At 74.8% G+C, this 17,274-nt stretch carries 14 protein-coding genes and 1 pseudogene; 9 read left to right on the top strand and 6 right to left on the bottom strand.

Going from position 1 to position 17,274, the window contains the following annotated elements:
* Positions 1-15: 15 nt before the first annotated feature.
* Entirely contained in the window at positions 16-1,314 is a 1,299-nt protein-coding gene (locus tag ABZ714_RS24005) for a TerD family protein (RefSeq protein ID WP_358827363.1), read from the bottom strand.
* Positions 1,315-1,578: 264 nt separating this feature from the next.
* Here ABZ714_RS24005 and ABZ714_RS24000 point away from each other — a divergent pair, with 264 nt between their 5' ends.
* The gene (locus tag ABZ714_RS24000; protein ID WP_358827362.1) at positions 1,579-2,052 is read left to right on the top strand and encodes a DUF6643 family protein; all 474 of its coding nucleotides are present in this window, start codon (positions 1,579-1,581) and stop codon (positions 2,050-2,052) included.
* 263 nt (positions 2,053-2,315) lie between these two features.
* Complete coding sequence (locus tag ABZ714_RS23995) at positions 2,316-4,754, top strand: right-handed parallel beta-helix repeat-containing protein (RefSeq protein WP_358827361.1); 2,439 nt, start codon at positions 2,316-2,318, stop codon at positions 4,752-4,754.
* Here the strand turns inward: ABZ714_RS23995 and ABZ714_RS23990 are convergent.
* The gene (locus ABZ714_RS23990) at positions 4,714-7,158 is read right to left on the bottom strand and encodes a hypothetical protein (RefSeq protein ID WP_358827400.1); all 2,445 of its coding nucleotides are present in this window, start codon (positions 7,156-7,158) and stop codon (positions 4,714-4,716) included. The genes ABZ714_RS23995 and ABZ714_RS23990 overlap by 41 nt on opposite strands.
* Before the next feature lie 336 nt (positions 7,159-7,494).
* Here ABZ714_RS23990 and ABZ714_RS23985 point away from each other — a divergent pair, with 336 nt between their 5' ends.
* The 3 genes from ABZ714_RS23985 to ABZ714_RS23975 all read left to right on the top strand — a co-directional run bounded on the left by ABZ714_RS23985 (position 7,495) and on the right by ABZ714_RS23975 (position 11,454).
* Complete coding sequence (locus ABZ714_RS23985; RefSeq protein WP_358827360.1) at positions 7,495-8,355, top strand: DeoR/GlpR family DNA-binding transcription regulator; 861 nt, start codon at positions 7,495-7,497, stop codon at positions 8,353-8,355.
* The gene (locus ABZ714_RS23980; RefSeq protein ID WP_358827359.1) at positions 8,352-8,792 is read left to right on the top strand and encodes an SRPBCC family protein; all 441 of its coding nucleotides are present in this window, start codon (positions 8,352-8,354) and stop codon (positions 8,790-8,792) included. Before ABZ714_RS23985 ends, ABZ714_RS23980 begins: the two co-directional genes overlap by 4 nt.
* 259 nt (positions 8,793-9,051) lie before the next feature.
* On the top strand, positions 9,052-11,454 hold the full coding sequence (locus tag ABZ714_RS23975; RefSeq protein ID WP_358827358.1) for a hypothetical protein: 2,403 nt from the start codon (positions 9,052-9,054) through the stop codon (positions 11,452-11,454).
* A 30-nt stretch (positions 11,455-11,484) separates the two neighbouring features.
* Here the strand turns inward: ABZ714_RS23975 and ABZ714_RS23970 are convergent.
* Positions 11,485-12,253: pseudogene (locus ABZ714_RS23970) on the bottom strand (AraC family transcriptional regulator).
* A gap of 49 nt (positions 12,254-12,302) precedes the next feature.
* Between ABZ714_RS23970 and ABZ714_RS23965 the strand changes: the two are divergent.
* Entirely contained in the window at positions 12,303-12,674 is a 372-nt protein-coding gene (locus ABZ714_RS23965) for a cupin domain-containing protein (protein WP_358827357.1), read from the top strand.
* A gap of 134 nt (positions 12,675-12,808) precedes the next feature.
* A complete protein-coding gene (locus ABZ714_RS23960) occupies positions 12,809-13,285 on the top strand; it encodes an SRPBCC family protein (protein ID WP_358827356.1) in 477 nt (158 codons plus the stop codon).
* Positions 13,286-13,364: 79 nt separating this feature from the next.
* Here ABZ714_RS23960 and ABZ714_RS23955 read toward each other — a convergent pair whose 3' ends face one another.
* Entirely contained in the window at positions 13,365-14,525 is a 1,161-nt protein-coding gene (locus ABZ714_RS23955) for a PLP-dependent cysteine synthase family protein (protein ID WP_358827355.1), read from the bottom strand.
* Positions 14,526-14,796: 271 nt separating this feature from the next.
* Here ABZ714_RS23955 and ABZ714_RS23950 point away from each other — a divergent pair, with 271 nt between their 5' ends.
* Together ABZ714_RS23950 and ABZ714_RS23945 are read left to right on the top strand one after the other, a co-directional pair.
* Positions 14,797-15,120: a hypothetical protein gene (locus tag ABZ714_RS23950; RefSeq protein ID WP_358827354.1), complete on the top strand. Its 324-nt coding sequence runs from the start codon at positions 14,797-14,799 to the stop codon at positions 15,118-15,120.
* 316 nt (positions 15,121-15,436) lie between these two features.
* Entirely contained in the window at positions 15,437-15,832 is a 396-nt protein-coding gene (locus tag ABZ714_RS23945; protein WP_358827353.1) for an ATP-binding protein, read from the top strand.
* Positions 15,833-15,902: 70 nt separating this feature from the next.
* Here the strand turns inward: ABZ714_RS23945 and ABZ714_RS23940 are convergent, their stop codons facing one another.
* Positions 15,903-16,211: an SHOCT domain-containing protein gene (locus tag ABZ714_RS23940; protein ID WP_358827352.1), complete on the bottom strand. Its 309-nt coding sequence runs from the start codon at positions 16,209-16,211 to the stop codon at positions 15,903-15,905.
* 151 nt (positions 16,212-16,362) lie between these two features.
* Entirely contained in the window at positions 16,363-17,244 is an 882-nt protein-coding gene (locus ABZ714_RS23935) for a YhjD/YihY/BrkB family envelope integrity protein (RefSeq protein WP_358827351.1), read from the bottom strand.
* Positions 17,245-17,274 lie beyond the last annotated feature (30 nt).

Raw genomic sequence — 17,274 nt, 5'->3', positions numbered from 1 at the left:
GGCTCGTACGCGGGGTCATTTGCGGCCGGGGGTCCAGTTCATGCCCCAGCCGTACGCCTGGTCGATGGTCCGCTGGGGGCTGACGCCGCGCCGGGGGACGAGGAACTCGGCCTCGCGTTTGACCACGAGTTCGGAGCCGGTGTTGGTGATCAGGGCGAGGGCGCAGACGGTGGAGGGGACGGTGCACTCGCCGAGGGTGAACTCGATGGGCGCGCCGTGCTGGGGGGTGAGGGTGACGGTGGCGTCGAGGTCGGCGAAGCTGCGGGCGCCCTCGTAGACGGTGACGAAGACGACGATGCGTCGGAAGTGCTGTCGGTGGTCGAGGTTGACGGTGAGGTTCTCGCCCGTGCCGCCGCCGGTGCGGTCGTCGCCGTCGAGGTGGATGAACGGGGGCCGGTGGAGCGATCCGAAGGCGTTGCCGAGGGCCTGGACGACGCCCTTGCTGCCGTCGGAGAGTTCGTACAGGGCGCAGAGGTCGAGGTCGAGGTCGCCGTGGAGGGCGATGGCGCGGCCGAGTTTGGCGCCCCAGCCCCTGAACTGTTTGCGGATCTGCCAGCTGAGGTTGACGCGCAGGGCGCCGGAGGTGCCGCCCTGTTTGGTGAGGGAGACGGTCGGCGCTTCTTTGGTGAGCGTGACCTTCGTCAGCCGTACGGGAGCGGCGGCGGGCGGCGACGCGGGTACGGCGGCGGGCGCGGATACCGGAGCGGACCGGGCGGACGGCGGCGCGGAAGCGGGTGCGGGCGCCGGGGCCGGAGGGGGCGCGGGCACGGGCGGGGTGTCGACGGTGATGCCGAAGTCGGTGGCCAGGCCCTCCAGTCCGCTGCTGTATCCCTGGCCGACGGCCCGGAACTTCCAGGCGCCCTGCCGCCGGTACAGCTCGCCCAGGACGAGGGCGGTCTCCACGGTGGCGTCGGTGGTGTCGTAGCGGGCGATCTCGGCTCCGGTTCCGGCGTCCAGGACGCGGACGGAGAGGCCGGGCACCCGGCCGAAGGGGCCGCCGCCGGCCGAGGCCGCGAGCACGATCCGGCCGATCCCGGGCTCGACCCGGTCCAGGTCGACGGCGATGGTGTCGGTGTCGGTGTCGGTCGTGTCGCCGGGGCCGGACCGCCTGCCCTCGTGGCGTACGGCTCCGGAGTCGTGCGCGGGCTGGTTGTAGAAGACGAAGTCGCGGTCGGACCTGACCTTGCCCGTACGCGTGTCGAGCAGCAGGGCCGAGAAGTCGGTATCGGGCACCGCGGGGCCCGATCGCCGGGCGAGTTCGACACGGACCCTCGGCGCCGGTACCGGAGTATTGGCGCCCTTGATCATGGACATGGAGCTTCCCCCATCCCGAGGTTCGGGTCCCCGGACGGTCCGCCCGGGGTTCGCCGGGCCAAGGTAGCCCCCTCCTGCCCGAAATGGGCGGCGGCAACCCGCCGGTAACCCGCTCTCAACTCGCCCTTTACCCGATTCTTGCGCTCATTCCTGACCGATTTCCCCGGATTCGCTCGCATTGGCCCACCACGACCCGTCGCGTCCCGCGAAAGAACCCCCCTTCCGGGCTCCCCAACCGACAGCACAACCCTTAACTTATGAGCCATGACCTCCCCCCGCTCCTCCTACGGCGGCGGTTACTACTCCGCACCCTTTTTCGCCGACACCCCGATCTACGACTCCCTGGTCGCGGAGCGGGGCACGCCTCAGATCGCCCCGATCAGAGTGCCATCCCCCTATGACAACGGCGGTCTCAGCTATCCGCCGGCGCTCCCGGCGGCGCTTCCCGCCCTCCCGGCGGGCCCATCGGCGGCCCAGCCCGCGCCCTCGTACGGCTATGGGCAGCAGGGGGGACACCCGGGACAGCTCCAGCAGGCGGCCGCCCCTTACGTACCGCAGCAGACCGCGCCCCCGCGCGGCTATCCCGGTCCGCAGGCCCCGCAGCCCCAGCGCCCGGCGCCCGCCGGATACGAGGCGATGCGTCCGGCTCCGGTGAGGCCCGCCCCGCCGCAGGGGCAGGGACCGGCGGCCTACAACCCCCAGTACCAGCGCCCCTATCCGGGCGGCCAGGGGTACTGACCCGTACCGGGACCGGGTTCCGGAGCCTTCCGGCGGGGTCGGGCGGCCCCGCCGGAACCGGCCGTCCGACCCGTTCCGGCCCCTCCCGGCGTGACAATCGTCTCCGCGTTCCCGCCAACACGCGGCTGACCTCGCGTTCCGTCAACTGCCGCCGCCCGGGCGCGCTACGGTGGTGCGACCCGCTCAGGCGGGGTCGCGAAGGCGCTGCGTTCCCGGGGTCGCCGGGCGCCGCGCACACCACGAGGTGGGGGCAGAGCAGCACGATGTCAGAGGGCACGGTCCAGGTCACCCACACCGGCACGTCGCGGTGGCGGCGGCGTACCGGGGAGTACGCGTCCCTCACGGCGGCCCTGGAGGCCGCTGGGGACGGTGATGTGCTCACCGTGGCGCCGGGTACGTACCGCGAGAACCTCGTGGTGAGCCGGGCCGTCACCCTGCGCGGCCCGGAGGGCGCCGTCGGCTCGGTGCGGATCGCGCCCGTGGACGGGGTGCCGCTGACGGTGCGGGCCTCGGCGACCATACGGGATCTGTACGTCGAGGGGCAGGACGCGACGGCGGCGGCCCTGCTGGTCGAGGACGGTACGCCGGAGCTGTCGGATCTGCGGATCTCCACCCGCTCGGCGGCCGGGATCGAGGTGCGCGACGGCGCGCGGCCGACGGTGCGCCGGGTGGCCGTGGACAATCCCGCCGGGGTGGGGATCGCCGTACTGGACGGCGCGGGCGGGGTGTTCGAGGAGTGCGAGGTCGTCTCGGCGGGCCGGGCCGGGGTCTCGGTCCGCGACGGGGGGCGGCCCCGGCTGGAGCGCTGCCGGGTGCATCACGCGTCGGGCGCCGGGCTGAGCGTCTCCGGCGACGGCAGTGTGCTGGAGGCGGTGGGCTGCGAGGTCTACGAGGTGAAGGGCGCGGGGGTGCATGTCACCGCCCGCGCGGCGGCCCTGCTGGACGGCTCCAGTGTGCACCGGACCGCCGCCGACGGGATCACCCTGGACACGGACGCGGTCCTGACGCTCTCCGACTGCGATATCCACGACGTCCCGGAGAACGCGATCGATCTGCGGTCCCGTTCGGTGCTCACCCTGACCCGGTCCACGGTCCGGGCCTTCGGCCGGAACGGCCTCTCGGTCTGGGACCCGGGGACCCGGGTCGACGCCAACCAGTGCGAGATATATGACAGTACGGGCGACTATCCGGCGGTCTGGATCAGCGACGGCGCGACGGCCGTACTGGAGGGCTGCCGGATCCATGACGTACCGGACGCGCTCTTCGTCCTCGACCGGGGCTCCCGCGCGGACGTGGTGGACAGCGACCTCTCGCAGATCCGCAATACCGCCGTGTCGGTGAGCGACGGCGCCACCGCCCAGCTGGACGACTGCCGGATCACCCAGACGTCGACGGGGGCCTGGTTCCGCGACCACGGCAGCGGCGGCACCCTGAACAACTGCACCGTCGACGGGGCCCAGACCGGGGTGATCGTCACCAAGGGCGCGGATCCGCTGATCGAGCGGTGTACGGTCACCTCGCCCGCCGAGGCGGGTTTCTATGTCTCCGCCGAGGGCCGGGGCACGTTCCGCGGCTGCCGGGTCACCGGCAGCGGGGGGTACGGCTTCCATGTCATGGACGGCTGCCGGACGGTCCTGAGCGGCTGCCGCACCGAGCGGTGCGCCCGGGGCGGCTACGAGTTCGCCGATCCGGGGCTGCTGACGGTCGACGACTGCACGGGCGACGAGTCGGCGGTACGGTCCCCGGCCCTCGCCTCCCCGCCCCTCGCCGGGGTGACGGCCGCCGTCACCGGGACGGCCCCCTCGGTTCCCGGGCCGCTCACCGCTCCCGCCGCGCCGGTCCGGCCGCCCGCCGCTCCCCCGGCGGCGGTACCGCCGCCGCCCGTCGCGGCCCGCGCCTCCGAGGACGTGCTCGGCGAACTGGACGCGCTGGTGGGCCTGGAGAGCGTCAAGCGGGAGGTCCGCTCCCTCACCAACATGATCGAGGTGGGGCGCCGCCGTCAGGAGGCCGGGCTGAAGGCGGCTTCGGTCCGCCGCCATCTCGTCTTCACCGGCTCCCCCGGGACCGGGAAGACGACCGTGGCCCGGCTCTACGGCGAGATCCTCGCGGCCCTCGGCGTGCTGGAGCGGGGCCATCTGGTGGAGGTCTCCCGGGTGGATCTGGTCGGTGAGCACATCGGTTCCACGGCGATCCGCACCCAGGAGGCGTTCGACCGGGCCAGGGGCGGGGTGCTCTTCATCGACGAGGCGTACGCCCTCTCCCCCGAGGACTCCGGCCGGGACTTCGGCAAGGAGGCCATCGACACCCTGGTGAAGCTGATGGAGGACCACCGGGACGCGGTGGTGGTGATCGTCGCCGGTTACACCGCCGAGATGGAGCGGTTCCTCGCGGTCAACCCCGGGGTGGCGTCCCGGTTCTCCCGCACCATCACCTTCCAGGACTACGCGGCGGACGAGCTGCTGCGGATCGTCCGGCGGCAGGCCGACGAGCACGAGTACCGGCTGGCCGACGGTACCGGGGACGCGCTCGTCGCCTACTTCGACAAGCTGCCCAAGGGCCCCGCGTTCGGCAACGGCCGGACCGCGCGGCAGACCTTCGAGGCGATGGTCGAACGGCACGCGGGCCGGGTGGCCGCCCTGGACGAGGCCGACACCGACGCCCTCACCCTGCTGTACCCGGACGATCTGCCGGAGCCGCGCTGACCGCGCCGCCTCCGCCGCGCCCGGGACCGGGCTGGCGGGGTACGCCGGGGATCAGCCGCAGCAGCTCCGTACGGGCGGCGGCGAAGACCGGATCGGCCTGGTAGTCGGAGTGTCCGAGGATGGGTTCGGGCAGCGGGCGGCGGGCCGAGCGCCCGTAGGCGACGGGGTCGAGCAGCGCCGGGCGGTCGGGCGCGGGCCGCGCGCCTTCGGGTACCAGGACCGGGCCCCCGATGGGGTCGGTGTGCCGCCAGAGATTGGTCCAGCAGTGCGTCTCGTCGCGGAGGGCGGCCAGCGCCTCGGGGCCGAAGTAGGCGGGGAACCAGCGGCCGTAGAGCCGCTCCAGCGGTGAGCCGTACGTCAGCAGCGCGACCCGGGAGCGGACCTCCGGCCGCAACTGCCAGACGGCTGCCGCCGCGAGCACACTGCCCTGCGAATGGCCGGAGATGACGAGCCGTCCGCCGCTGCTCCGGGTCCGTTCGGTCCAGGTGGACATCCGCCAGGTCAGATCGGGTACGGCGCGCTCCGCGTAACAGGGCGGGGCGAAGGGGTGGGCGGCGCGCGGCCAGAAGGTGCCGACGTCCCAGAGGATGCCGATGGTGCGGCGGGCCGACGGGTCGCGGTAGGCGCGCCGCCCCCAGGTGACGAAGAGGAGGAAGCCGAAGCCGATCAGCCAGGAGCCCAGCGACTGGGCGGTCTCGGCGGCGGCCTCGGCGAAGCCGCCGCCGAAGGCCCGGCCGGGGACTTCGCCGCTGAGCCGGGCGCCCGTCACCGCGCCGGCGCCCAGGACGACGGTCGCCGCGCAGACCGTGCCGATGACTGCGGGCGCGGAGTCGGTGACCCGGGCCGCCGCGCGGACCCGGGCGATGGTCCGGGTGCGGATGGTGTCGGGGCGCCAGCCGGTGTCGCCGAGCCGGGCGATGCCCGCGGTGGCCGGCCGGGACTCCAGGACGGCGTACTCGGCCTCGACGGTACGGGCCAGTCGGCGCGACCGGCGCCAGGTCCGCAGCGCCAGGGCGGCGGCGGGCGCCAGCAGCAGCACCAGGAGCACCGGGATCACGGACGCCTGCCAGCTCAGCAGGGTGGGCGGGCCGGGGATCCGGCCGTCTGCCCCGGGGGTGCCGGACCGGTCCAGCCAGTCCGCGACCCGCTGGGCGATCCCCCCGGTCATCACCCCGCCCAGGGCGCAGGCCAGTACGGTGACCGAGGGCCCGCCGAGGCCGCCGAGTACGCTGCGGGCGTGCCGGGCCCGGCGCTGGAGGACGACCGCGACGACCGCGAGCACCAGGACGAACACCCCCTGGATCACGGCGATCACCGCGAACAGGGACGCCCCGGGCAGGGTGCCGGACGACTCCCAGCCGGGCCGGGACCAGGCGGCGTGCAGCAGGGACAGGGCGAGCAGGGCGAGGGCCGCGCCGGGCAGGGCGGTGACGGCGGTCCGGTCGGCCCGGGCGTCGAAGCGGCGTTCGGTCCTGGCGCGCCGGGAGACCACCCAGACGACGGCGACCAGACCGAGCAGCAGCCCGCATTCCAGGAGGCGGCCCCAGATCGCCGGGATGCCGGAGCCGGCCGCCCGGTCGTGGCGGGCGGCGGCGACGGTGACGGCGGCGGCGACGGTGAGGAATCCGGCCGCGGTGTGGGCGGCCCGGAGGCGGGCGACATGGCGGCGGCCGTACCAGAATCCGGGGCGGCCGAGCGCCGGGCGCAGCGGTGGTCTCGGCGGGGTGCCGGGCTCCCCCGGCTCGCGTCCGTCGCCGGGGGCGTCGTACTCCTCGGGCTGCTCCTCCTCGACGTCCGGTTCGGACTCCGGTCCGGGGTCCTCCTCCACCGGTCCCGTTCCGCCGTCGGCGACATCGGCGCCGGTCGGCGGGCGCTGGGACTCGTAGGCCGTCCAGGTCCGGTGGGAGAGGTACCAGAGCAGTCCGACCAGGGCGGCCGGGATCAGGGCGGCGAGGGCGAGCCGCCGTCCCGGCTGGGACCACCAGCCGCCCTGGTCGGCGGCGAGGAAGCCGAGCCAGGACCGTCCCTCGGTGCACCGTTCGGTGCCCGCGCACTGCCAGGCCAGCAGATCGAGGGCGACTTCGGAGGCGGCGGCGGTCATCAGCACGGTCAGACTGAGCGCGATCAGCCGGACCAGGGCCCCGTACAGCCGCATCGGTCCGGGCCGGCCCCAGGCGCGCGGGCGCATCCAGTGCGCGAGGTTGACGACCATGAAGGGGAGCAGCAGCAGCCAGAGGGCGCGGGCGCTGTTGCCGGAGGTGAGATTGGACCAGACGTACGCCTCCGGAACCGGTTCGGCGCGGTCGCGCGCCGGGTCCTCCTCGGCGTGTTCGTCGTCGGCGCGGCGGAAGACGGCGGCCTTGTCGTCACCGGATATCCGGACCGTGCGGGGGTCGCCGAGCATGGACTGGGGAGTGGCACCGCCGACGCCGTGGACGAGCAGTTCGAGCGCCGGGCCCGGTCCGGGCGGGGGCGGGGGCGGGGGTTCAGCGGACACGTCAGCGGCTCGCTCTCCGGGTGCGGGCCCGTGGGGACGGGCCGTCGGGCGCGGCGGTGCGGGCGCCGCATCTCAGCGCCCCGGATTGTGGCAGTTCCCGGGCCCGGGGTCACGGAGTCGCGGAACCTGCGTGTGGGGCGCGTCGTGGCAGGATGAGGACTCCGGCCGGGGGCCGTCGGCGCGCGGGTTCCGTGCGCCGGGTCCGCCGGGCCGGTGCCGACGACGAAAGGACCGGCTCCGACGGTGACCGACCAGCAGAACCTGCTCGCCGAACAGCGGCGCGCGCTCATCCTCGACGAGGTGCGCAGACGCGGCGGGGTACGCGTCAACGAACTGACGCGCAGGCTCCGGGTCTCCGATATGACGGTACGGCGCGATCTGGACGCCCTGGCCAGGCAGGGTGTGCTGGAGAAGGTGCACGGGGGCGCGGTGCCGGTGGCGGCGGCCAGGACGCATGAGCCGGGGTTCGAGGCCAAGTCTGGTCTGGAGCCGCGGGCCAAGGAGGACATCGCCCGGGCGGCGGCGGCGATGATCGCCCCCGGTACGGCGATCGCGCTGGCCGGGGGGACGACGGCGTTCGCGCTGGCCCGGCGGCTGACCGAGCCGGAGGCGCTGCCGGATCTGACGGTGGTCACCAATTCGGTACGGGTCGCCGACGTTCTGTACCACGCGCACCGTAGCCGCTCCGGTGCGGCGTCCACCCGGCCGGGGGGTGCCGCGGTGGTCCTGACCGGCGGGGTGCGGACGCCGTCCGACACGCTCGTGGGTCCGGTCGCCGACTCGGCGATCCGCTCCCTCCATTTCGATGTGCTCTTCATCGGGGTGCACGGCATCTCGGTGGAGGCCGGTCTGTCGACCCCCAATCTGGCGGAGTCGGAGACGAACCGGCATTTCGTCCGGTCCGCCCGCCGGGTGGTGGTGATCGCCGATCACACCAAGTGGGGGACGGTGGGTCTGAGTTCGTTCGCCCGGCTGACCGAGGTGGACACCCTGGTGACGGACGCGGGGCTGCCCGCGGCGGCGCGGGCGGAGATCGAGGAGCGGCTGCCGGGCGCTCTCGTGGTGGCGGACCGGTCCGGGAACGACGGGGGGGAGGGGCCTTGACCGCCTTCCGGCTGGAGCGCGTGGTCGCCGCGCCGCCGCCGGAGGTATGGCGGCGGGTGACGGACTGGCGGGCGCACGCGGCGCTGGTGCCGCTGACGTCGTTGGCGTCCGCCGATCCCGGGCCGCCGGGTCCCGGCACGGTGTTCGTGGTGCGGACGGGGGTGGGCCGGGTCGGGTTCGACGATCCGATGGAGATCGTGGAGTGGTCCCCGCCGGGTCCGTCCGGGCCGGGCCGGTGCGAGCTGGTGAAACGGGGCCGGGTGATCCGGGGCTGGGCGGTGATCGAGGTCCGGGCCTCGGGGTCCGGGTCGGTGGTGGTGTGGACCGAGGAGGCGCGGGTGCGCGGGGTGCCCCGGCGGCTGGCGGCGTGGGAGGCCCGGGTGGGGCGCGCGTTGTTCGGCCGCGCGCTGGACGCGCTGCTGCGATCCGCCGGGTAGCCGCCCCCGGCGGACGCGTCCGCCGCCGGTGCACCCGGCGGCCGGGGCGGCCGGTGTGACCGTCCCATGATCGACTCGTTGGACGGTCACGGGGGATCGTGCCGGGTGTCACGACGGGCCCGGGAGCACCCGGGCGGCCGACGGACCCCGGACACCACCGCTCCCCCGACCCCGTTCAGCCGGACTCCACGGACGACACCGAGACTCGGCCGTACGCGGCCCCACCGCGACGCGTACGGACCGGAAGGGCCGCGCCCCGATGCCGACACATCGTCAGCCATCCCGTCAGCAGCACCGCCACGCCGTATGCGGTGGCCGCCCCGGGGCGGAGGAGGTGGAGGCGCTCCTCGTGGAGCACTATCCCCGGCTCGTCCGGCTGGCGTATCTGACCCTGCCCCCGGTTCTGGGCCGGCACCGCCGGGTCCTGGCGGCGCACGCGACGGTCCAGCGGGTCCTGCCGGTGGTCCGCCCGGTCGGGGCACGCTTCCCCGGAACCCGGTCCGCGCCCCCGGCGGGGCGGGGGCCCGCCGCCCGCCCCGGGACGGCCGGGAGGGCCGGGCCCTCCGGGCATTCCGCCGCCTCCGGGTCCGCCGAGGACCCGGGTGGGTACGGGGCTGCCGGGGCACACCGGTACCCCGGCGCCCCGGGGTACTCCGGGGATGCCGGATCCGCCGGGAATTTCGGTACGTACGGGCGCACCGGTTTCGACGGGGCCGCCGGGTATCCGGCGGCTTCCGGCCCCGGCGACGGCTCCGGTACGTACGGACACACCGGGCCGTCCGGCTTCGACGGGACCGCCGACGGTTCGCGGGCGGACGGCGCCGGGGACTTCCCGGGGGCCGGGCGGGCCCCGGGGGTCTTCGGGGCCCGGGGTGCGGCGAGGGGGCCGGGGGCGGCGGCCGAGCCGCCCGCGCGGGAGGCCGCCGCGTCCGCCGGGTACCGCTGGGTGCGGTACCGGGTGCTGCGCGGTGCTCTGCGCGGCCGGCGCGGGCTGCCCGCCGGGCCGCTGCCCCGGGTGGCGGGGCTGCGGCTCTTCCCCAGTGCGGGCGGCGCCGACGAACTCGCCCTCGACCAGGCCCTGTCGTCGGTACCCGCGCCCGCGCGCGCGGCCTTCGCACTCGGAGTGCTGGAGGGGCTGCCGGACTCGGAGGTCGCCGCCCTGCTGACGGCGTGCGGGACCGAGGAGCCCGAGGCGGCGCTGCGGATCGCGGGGCGGCTGCGCGAGACCGGCGGCGGCCGGGTGGAGTCGCTGCTGCGGACGGCGGAGTTCGACCCCTGTGTCGTGCAGACCCGGCCGACGGATCTGCTGCGGCGCCGGAGCCGCTTCCGGGCCGCGGCGGTCGCCGCGCTCTGCGTCCTGCTGGTGGCCGGGTCCGCGATCTCCGGCGACCCGGGCCCCGACGGCACGGCGACGGCGGTCGACGGCAAGGGGTGGGCGGCGGCCAGGGCCCGGGCCGTCGATCCCGTACGGCTGGAACGGGCGCCGCGCGACGCCTGGGCCGACACCTCCCGGGTCGACTTCTCGGCCTGGCCCGCGCGCGGCGGGCGGACGGCGGACACCGATCTGCTGCGGCGGGCGCTCGGCGCGTGGGCCTCGCCCGGGGCCGGGGTCCGGATGTCGGCGACCCCGGACACCCCTCGTACGCCGCCCGCTCTGCCGCCCCGGCTGCTGTACGCCGGGGAGGCGGACGGCGCGGCCGTGGTGCTGCTGCACGAGGGCGGGCGGGTGGTGCGGTACGCCGAGCCGCTCTCCGGCCGGGGCGCCGCCGCCCTCGACCTGGCCCGGGTCGACGACGCCGATGTGACGTCGGGCGCGGCCGTGGTGGTGAGCCGGACGGCGGAGGGGGCCAGGCTGCTGCTCGCGCCGTGGATCGCCGACGCGGCCGTACGGGATCTGCTCGCACCGGACCGGGGCGTCCGTCCGCTGGCCGTCGCGGCGGACGGGGTGACACCGCTGCTGGCGTCCCCCGCCGCGGCCGGTACCGCCTGTACGGCCTGGCCCGCCCTCCAACTGCGGTCGTCGGCCCGGATCGTGGAGGACCACGCCTTCCTCGTGACCGACCTCGGCGATCTCGTACCGGCGCATCTCACCCACACCCCGCCACCGGGTTCGGGGGCGCCCGCCCGGCAGCCCCGGGAGGCGACGGGCGGACCGGCGCTGGCGAACTGGGCGCGCGCCGCCTGTCTGCTGCCGGGGCTGCGCGGCGCGGGCGTACGGACCGTCAACGACTGGACCTTCGCGGAGCAGGCGCTCCCGGACGACGGCGGCCGGGCCGCCTGGGTCTGTACCCGGGCGGAGACCTGGCGCGGCCCCGGCCGGGTCCTGGTCCGCTTCCAGCCGCCGGAGCAGGGCGGGGCGGCCGGAACCGGACCGGGACCCGGCCGGGTGGTCGCCGAGGAGCGGGACACGGCCGCCTGCGGCCGGTTCGGACAGCATGTCCTGGCGGGCACCCGCTGGCGCTCCCCGGAGGGGCGCTGGTATCTGCTGGCGGCGGGGAGCCGGCGGGTCACCCGGATCACGGCCGTGGGGGCGGTCACGGCCACCGCGTCGGGGACGACCCTGGCGGCGCCCGCGTCCGACGGCGCCGGTGAACCGGGGTCGGTCCGGCTGTCGGCCCTGCTGGGCACGGGCGACACTCTGACGCCGCTCGGCCGTGACTGACGTCCCCCGGCCTCCGGCCACAGGGGTAGGTCAGCCCGGTCGGCCCCGACCGGGCCCGGCGGCGTACCGCCCGGGTGTGATCCCCAGGTGCCGGGTGAAGTGCCGGTTCAGATGGGACTGGTCGCAGAAGCCCACCGCCGCGGCGACCTCCGCGGGTCGTTGGCCGGTCAGCAGCAGTCGCCGGGCCCGGTCGACGCGCCGCCCGGTGAGACAGGTGTGCGGGGGCAGTCCGAGGCTCTGCCGGAAGCAGCGGATCAGATGGGTGGGTGTACGTGCGGCATCCCGGCGGCCTCGTCCAGGGACAGGCCGGTGGAGATCCGGGAGTCCAGCAGCTCGCGCAGGGCGGCGGCGACCCGTCCCGCCTCGGGTCCCGGCGCTCCGGCCGCGGGGGCGCGGAGGTGGTGGAGCGGTCGTTCTCGGACGAGGGTCGGCCGGGATTCCGCCTCGAACTCGTCGCCCCGGGCGGCGAGGGCCCGGTGCAGTCGGTGGACGCCCTGGCGCAGCGCCGCGTCGCCGTGGACCGGGCCGTCGACGGCGGCCCCGGTCAGCCCCTCCGGCAGGACCGTGGTGGTGAGGTAGAGGACCCGTTTGCGGAACCCCGACGGATGCGCCGTCCGGCCGTCGTGGGGGACGCCGGGCGGCAGCAGGACGACCGGGCCCGCCCCGGCGGCTCCGTGACGGTGTCGTGGGTGTGGACCGGGTAGGCGTGTTCGGTGAAGCGGGCGTGGAAGACCTCGGCGATCCCCGGTATCGGGGGCCGCCGGGCGCTGATCCGGTTTCCGGGCCGGTCGTCGGTCATGCCGGGAACGTACAAGACCGGAGATCGCCGCCGGGGGCACGCTCGGGCCATGAACCCATGCCGCTCCGCCGTGAGTCTCGCCCGCGGACTCGCCCGCTTCGGCGACTTGCGGGCCCAGCGGACCATCGCCGGACTCAACGACTACGAGGTGGAACTCGCCAAGGTGAAGGGCGAGTTCGTCCGGCACACGCATCAGGAGACCGACGAACTGTTCCTCGTCGTCCACGGACGGCTCACCATCCGGCTCCGGGACGGTGATGTCACCCTCGGGGCGGGCGAGTCGTTCATGGTGCCCCGAGGCTTCGAGCACTGCCCCGTGGCCGACGAGGAGACGCACATCCTGCTCGTGGAACCGGCGGGCGTCATCAATACGGGTGATGCCGGCGGGCCGTTGACCCGGGCCGCCGAGCCCCTGGGCTGACCAGCGCGTCCGAGGTCCGCGCCGTCCGGGGCCGGTGTCCGGGACGGTGGTACGGGCCTCCGCGCCGGGGCCTGCCGGCCCGTACCGCCGCTATCGTGTGCCGTCCTGTCCACCCCCCGGGAGGAACGGTCCGGATGGTTCGCCGACTGCGCTCCGTGGAACTCGACTTCATCGGGACCGCGCCGGTCCGCCCGGTCTTCACGGCGGTGCTGCGGGCCTCGCCGCGGGACGTGTACCGGGCCCTCGCCGAGGACGTGCCGGGCTGGGCCGAGTGGTTCGACGCGGTGGCGGAGGCGGAGCCGACCCGGGGCGGCGCGGGCCGGAACGTCCGGCTGCGGATCGGGATCCGTTTCGACGAGACGATTCTGGCGACCGACGCCTTCACCCGGTACGCCTACCGGGCGGACACCACCAACGCGCCGGGGCTCACCGCACTCGCCGAGGAGTGGCTGATCACGGCCGTGCCGGGCGGCGGCAGCCGGGTGGCCTGGACCTTCGCCCTGGACGGCGGCCGGGCCGCCCGGCTGCTGACGCGGGCCGTCGCGCCGGGCCTGCGGGTGTCCTTCCGGGGCGCCATGCGGGCCCTGGACCGGCGGCTCGCCGCCGACTGACCACCCGCCGGACCGGAACGGGATCCGGGATCGTACGACCCCGGATCCGGCCCCGATCCCGGTCAGGGGGCCGTACCGGTCAGGCCGACCAGGCGCCCGTGGTCAGGAAGCGGTCGAGCGCGGCACTGTACGGCGCGATGTCCAGGCCCTGTCCGGCGAGCCAGTCATCCGAGTAGTACTTGTCGAGATAGCGGTCGCCCGGGTCGCAGAGCAGCGTGACGACGCTTCCCCGCCGCCCGGTGGCCACCATCTCGCCGACGATCTTCAGCGCGCTCCACAGCCCGGTCCCGGTGGAGCCGCCCGCCTTGCGGCCGATGGCCGTGTCGAGCGCGCGGACCGCCGCGACGCTCGCCGCGTCGGGCACCTTCATCATCCGGTCGACGGCGCCGGGGACGAAGCTGGGCTCCATCCTGGGCCTGCCGATGCCCTCGATCCGGGAGCCGTGGGCACTGGTGGCCCCCGGGTCGTCGCGGGTCCAGCCGTCGAAGAAGCAGGAGTTCTCCGGGTCCGGGACGCAGATCCGGGTGTCGTACTGCATGTAGTGGACATAGCGGGCGATGGTCGCGGAGGTGCCGCCGGTGCCCGCGGTGGCCACGATCCACGCGGGCTCCGGATAACGCTCCAGCCTGAGCTGCTGGTAGATCGATTCGGCGATGTTGTTGTTGCCGCGCCAGTCGGTGGCCCGCTCGGCGTAGGTGAACTGGTCCATGTAGTGGCCGCCGGTCCGGGCCGCGAGCGCCGCGGACTCCTCGTACATCCGGCGCGGGTCGTCGACGAAGTGGCAGCCGCCGCCGTGGAACTCGATCAGCCGGATCTTCTCGGCGCTGGTGGTGCGGGGCATCACGGCGACGAACGGGACGCCGATCAGTTTGGCGAAGTACGCCTCGGAGACGGCGGTCGATCCGCTGGACGCCTCGATGACCGGCTTTCCGGGCCGGATCCAGCCGTTGCAGAGCCCGTAGAGGAAGAGGGAGCGGGCGAGCCGGTGCTTCAGACTGCCGGTGGGGTGGGTGGACTCGTCCTTGAGGTAGAGGTCGATGTTCCACTCGTCGGGGAGCGGGAAACGCAGCAGATGGGTGTCCGCCGATCGGTTGGCGTCGGCCTGGACCTTGCGGACGGCCTCCTTGAGCCAGTCGCGGTAGGCCGTGTCGCTGCGGTCCACGTCGCCGGAGCCCGCATCGGGTCCGGTGGTGGCCGTAGTGGCCGTGACGCCGTCCACCGGCCTTCGTTCGTCGTTCATCCCGCCGTCCGCCCGTTCTCGTCGCCGGTGTGCCCGGTGGTCCGCTCACGGATCCCCGGGACCGCCCCGGACGCTTGCGTCCCTCCCGTCACAGTAAGCCCGCCACCTGCGCAAACATCCGCTTGGGGCATCCATAGGCATGACTTGTGGGCCGAACGCACCCACCCGTGGGCCGGTGGGCGGACCCCGTCCGGCCGCCGTACTGGTGCGGGCGGGCCGGTATGTTGCAGACTGCCAGCAGACGACGCGAACGATGGGGAGGAGGGGCCGGATGGCCATGGCGGATCCCGAATTCCGGGCCACGGGTGTACGGATCGAGCGGTGGCCCCGCTCGCTCACCAAGGCCGGTCAGGTGCTCATCCAGGACGGCAGGCTCCAGTTGCTGACCAGTTACGGCCGGGTGATCGACAGCGCCCCGGTCCGGGCGGTCAGGGCGGGGAAGGCGTGGTTCTCGGACGAGTCGAGCACGGCGCTGACGGTGAACGGCAGGCGCTACCGGCTGACACTGGGTCAACGCGACGAGGCGGCCGACCCCGAGAAGCTCGCGGGGCGCTTTCTGAAGGCCGTACGCAAGGCCGGTGGCGGCGAGGGCTGACCCCGGAGTACGGCCCCGTACCGCGGCCCGAAGCGGCACGGCCCGAACCGGACCGGCCCGGAAAAGCCCGGGTTCGGCGGTCTCGGCGACGGGGCGGCCCGGACAATACGGCGGAAGACACCCGGCAGGCGGCCGGGGGCATCGCGCGGCGCCGAGTTGCGGCGGCCGTGCCCGTGCCGCACGCTGAGCATGTATCACTCAGGGTGAAGCAGTGGTCACGCTGTGATCCAGCCATCGCCGTCAGGCGGACCGCCGCCGTTCGTCGGATCCGATCCCTCCGTCTTCTTCCGGACCTCAACTTCGGGGAGTCGCAGCCGTGATCACCGAACCCAGCAGACACTGCACGGTCGAGTTGCAAGCCGTGCCCACGCGGATCGGCCAGGTCCGCAGAATCATCTCCGCGCAACTGCGCCACTGGCATCTCGATCCGCTGATCGACCAGGCGGCGCTCGGTGTGACCGAGCTGCTGACCAACGTCCTTCAGCACGCGGAGCCCGACAAGCGGTGCACCGTCGACGTCGAACTGCTCCTGGACCGGCTCACGGTCTCGGTCCGCGACCGGGATCCCCGGCTGCCGACGCTCCGGGCCGCCGATCCCCTCGCCACCTCGGGCCGCGGTCTCGAACTGATAGCGGCGGTGAGCGAGAACTGGGGCGCGCGGCCCCGGGACGAGGGCGGCAAGGAAGTCTGGTTCACCCTCGCGGCCGACTGACCGGCCGACCGCACACCCGCCTCCGGTTCCGGCGCGGAGGCGGGGCGGGATCCGCGGTGGACGAGGGCGGTCAGCGCCGCCCCTCCACCGGGCCGAACCGCTCGTCGAGTACGGACAGCCGGCGCCAGTACTCGTCCTCGTCGATCTCACCGGCCGCGAAACGGCGGCCGAGGAGTTCCACGGGTGACGGTGCCGCCGGTCCGGCGGCCGGGCCGCCGCGCCCGGCCGCGTACCGCGGTCCGTGGCCGGACGGGCCCCGCCACAGCCCCGTCCGGCGCACCAGGGCGACGGTGCCGACCACGACGGCCGCCCAGATCAGCGGGAAGAGCAGGATCCACGGTCCGGGTCCGTGCCCGTCCCCGAACGCCAGGGTGTTCATCTTCGGTCAGCTCCTCGGTGGAGGGCACCGCCGGTGCGGTGCCGCGCTGCCTCCGAGGCTCCCTCCGGGGCCGGGCCGTGTCGTCGTCCGCGTGGCGCGACCGCCCGTACCCCCCGGGGAGCAGCCGGGGCGGCCCTGACTGCTCCCCCGGTCAGCGGCGGGCGGGCCCGGTGCCGTCGAAGCCGGGGAGTACGGTCCGGGCGATTCGGCGGCGGACCCGCTCCTCGTGGACGAGTCTGCCGACGAGCGCCCCGCCGTAGACCACCACTCCGACGCCGACCAGCCAGGACTGGAGGACGAGTACGGTGCCGAAGGGGCCGTAGGTGACGGCGTTCGAGGCGATCAGCGGGGAGAACACCAGCTGCGAGAAGACCCGTAGCCCCAGCATGAACAGGGCGGTCGCGACGGCGCCCGGCAGCAGCGCGCCCCAGCGGACCCGGCCGCCGAGCAGCAGCCGCTGGGCGACCCAGAAGAAGACGAAGGTGCCCGTGACATCGGCGACGGCGGTTCCCACGGTACCGATCGCGTCGTCCCCGAAGGCGGGGGTGTTGACGAAGACCAGCAGGGCGAAGACGAGCAGGGCGAGAAAGACGATATGCCGCCACATGGTGTGCCAGCGGGCCGTCGGCAGGTCCCAGACCTTCTCGTAGCCCGTCTGGACGGCCGATCCGAAGGTGAGCCCGAAGACGGCGAGGGCGGCCAGACCGAAGGCCGTGGTGCGCTGGAGGGCGGTGCCAGGCGGTGCGAACAGCCGCTCGACCTGCGCCTGGGAGGCGGTGGAGACGCCGAGGGCCTGGCCGAGCCAGCGGGCGAAGCCCTGGCTGCTGGCCGGGTCGGCCGCGGCGACCACCACCAGCAGGGGGACCAGGGTGAGGAAGCCGAGGGCGGCGAAGCCCATCGCGCGGTGCAGGAGTTCCATCTCGCGGCCCCGGTTCCAGCCGAGCCCGACCGGTGACGCGGCGACGGCGTCGTACAGCCGCCGGAACCGGTCGGCGACGCCCGGCGGACGGGCGCCGGGTGGCTGGATGGTCATGGTCGTCGCCTACCCGTTCCACCGGGGCGA

It is taken from the genome of Streptomyces sp. NPDC006798 (assembly GCF_040635975.1).
Lineage (GTDB): Bacteria > Actinomycetota > Actinomycetes > Streptomycetales > Streptomycetaceae > Streptomyces.
This window is presented reverse-complemented; position numbering and strand designations above follow the sequence as displayed.

What these genes read in the sequence shown, in the direction of transcription:
- ABZ714_RS24005 (WP_358827363.1), bottom strand. Translation starts at nt 1,314, where the DNA reads ATGTCCATGATCAAGGGCGCCAATACTCCGGTACCGGCGCCGAGGGTC.
- ABZ714_RS24000 (WP_358827362.1), top strand. Translation starts at nt 1,579, where the DNA reads ATGACCTCCCCCCGCTCCTCCTACGGCGGCGGTTACTACTCCGCACCC.
- ABZ714_RS23995 (WP_358827361.1), top strand. Translation starts at nt 2,316, where the DNA reads ATGTCAGAGGGCACGGTCCAGGTCACCCACACCGGCACGTCGCGGTGG.
- ABZ714_RS23990 (WP_358827400.1), bottom strand. Translation starts at nt 7,158, where the DNA reads ATGCTCGGCGACCCCCGCACGGTCCGGATATCCGGTGACGACAAGGCC.
- ABZ714_RS23975 (WP_358827358.1), top strand. Translation starts at nt 9,052, where the DNA reads ATGCCGACACATCGTCAGCCATCCCGTCAGCAGCACCGCCACGCCGTA.
- ABZ714_RS23965 (WP_358827357.1), top strand. Translation starts at nt 12,303, where the DNA reads ATGAACCCATGCCGCTCCGCCGTGAGTCTCGCCCGCGGACTCGCCCGC.
- ABZ714_RS23960 (WP_358827356.1), top strand. Translation starts at nt 12,809, where the DNA reads ATGGTTCGCCGACTGCGCTCCGTGGAACTCGACTTCATCGGGACCGCG.
- ABZ714_RS23955 (WP_358827355.1), bottom strand. Translation starts at nt 14,525, where the DNA reads ATGAACGACGAACGAAGGCCGGTGGACGGCGTCACGGCCACTACGGCC.
- ABZ714_RS23950 (WP_358827354.1), top strand. Translation starts at nt 14,797, where the DNA reads ATGGCCATGGCGGATCCCGAATTCCGGGCCACGGGTGTACGGATCGAG.
- ABZ714_RS23940 (WP_358827352.1), bottom strand. Translation starts at nt 16,211, where the DNA reads ATGAACACCCTGGCGTTCGGGGACGGGCACGGACCCGGACCGTGGATC.
- ABZ714_RS23935 (WP_358827351.1), bottom strand. Translation starts at nt 17,244, where the DNA reads ATGACCATCCAGCCACCCGGCGCCCGTCCGCCGGGCGTCGCCGACCGG.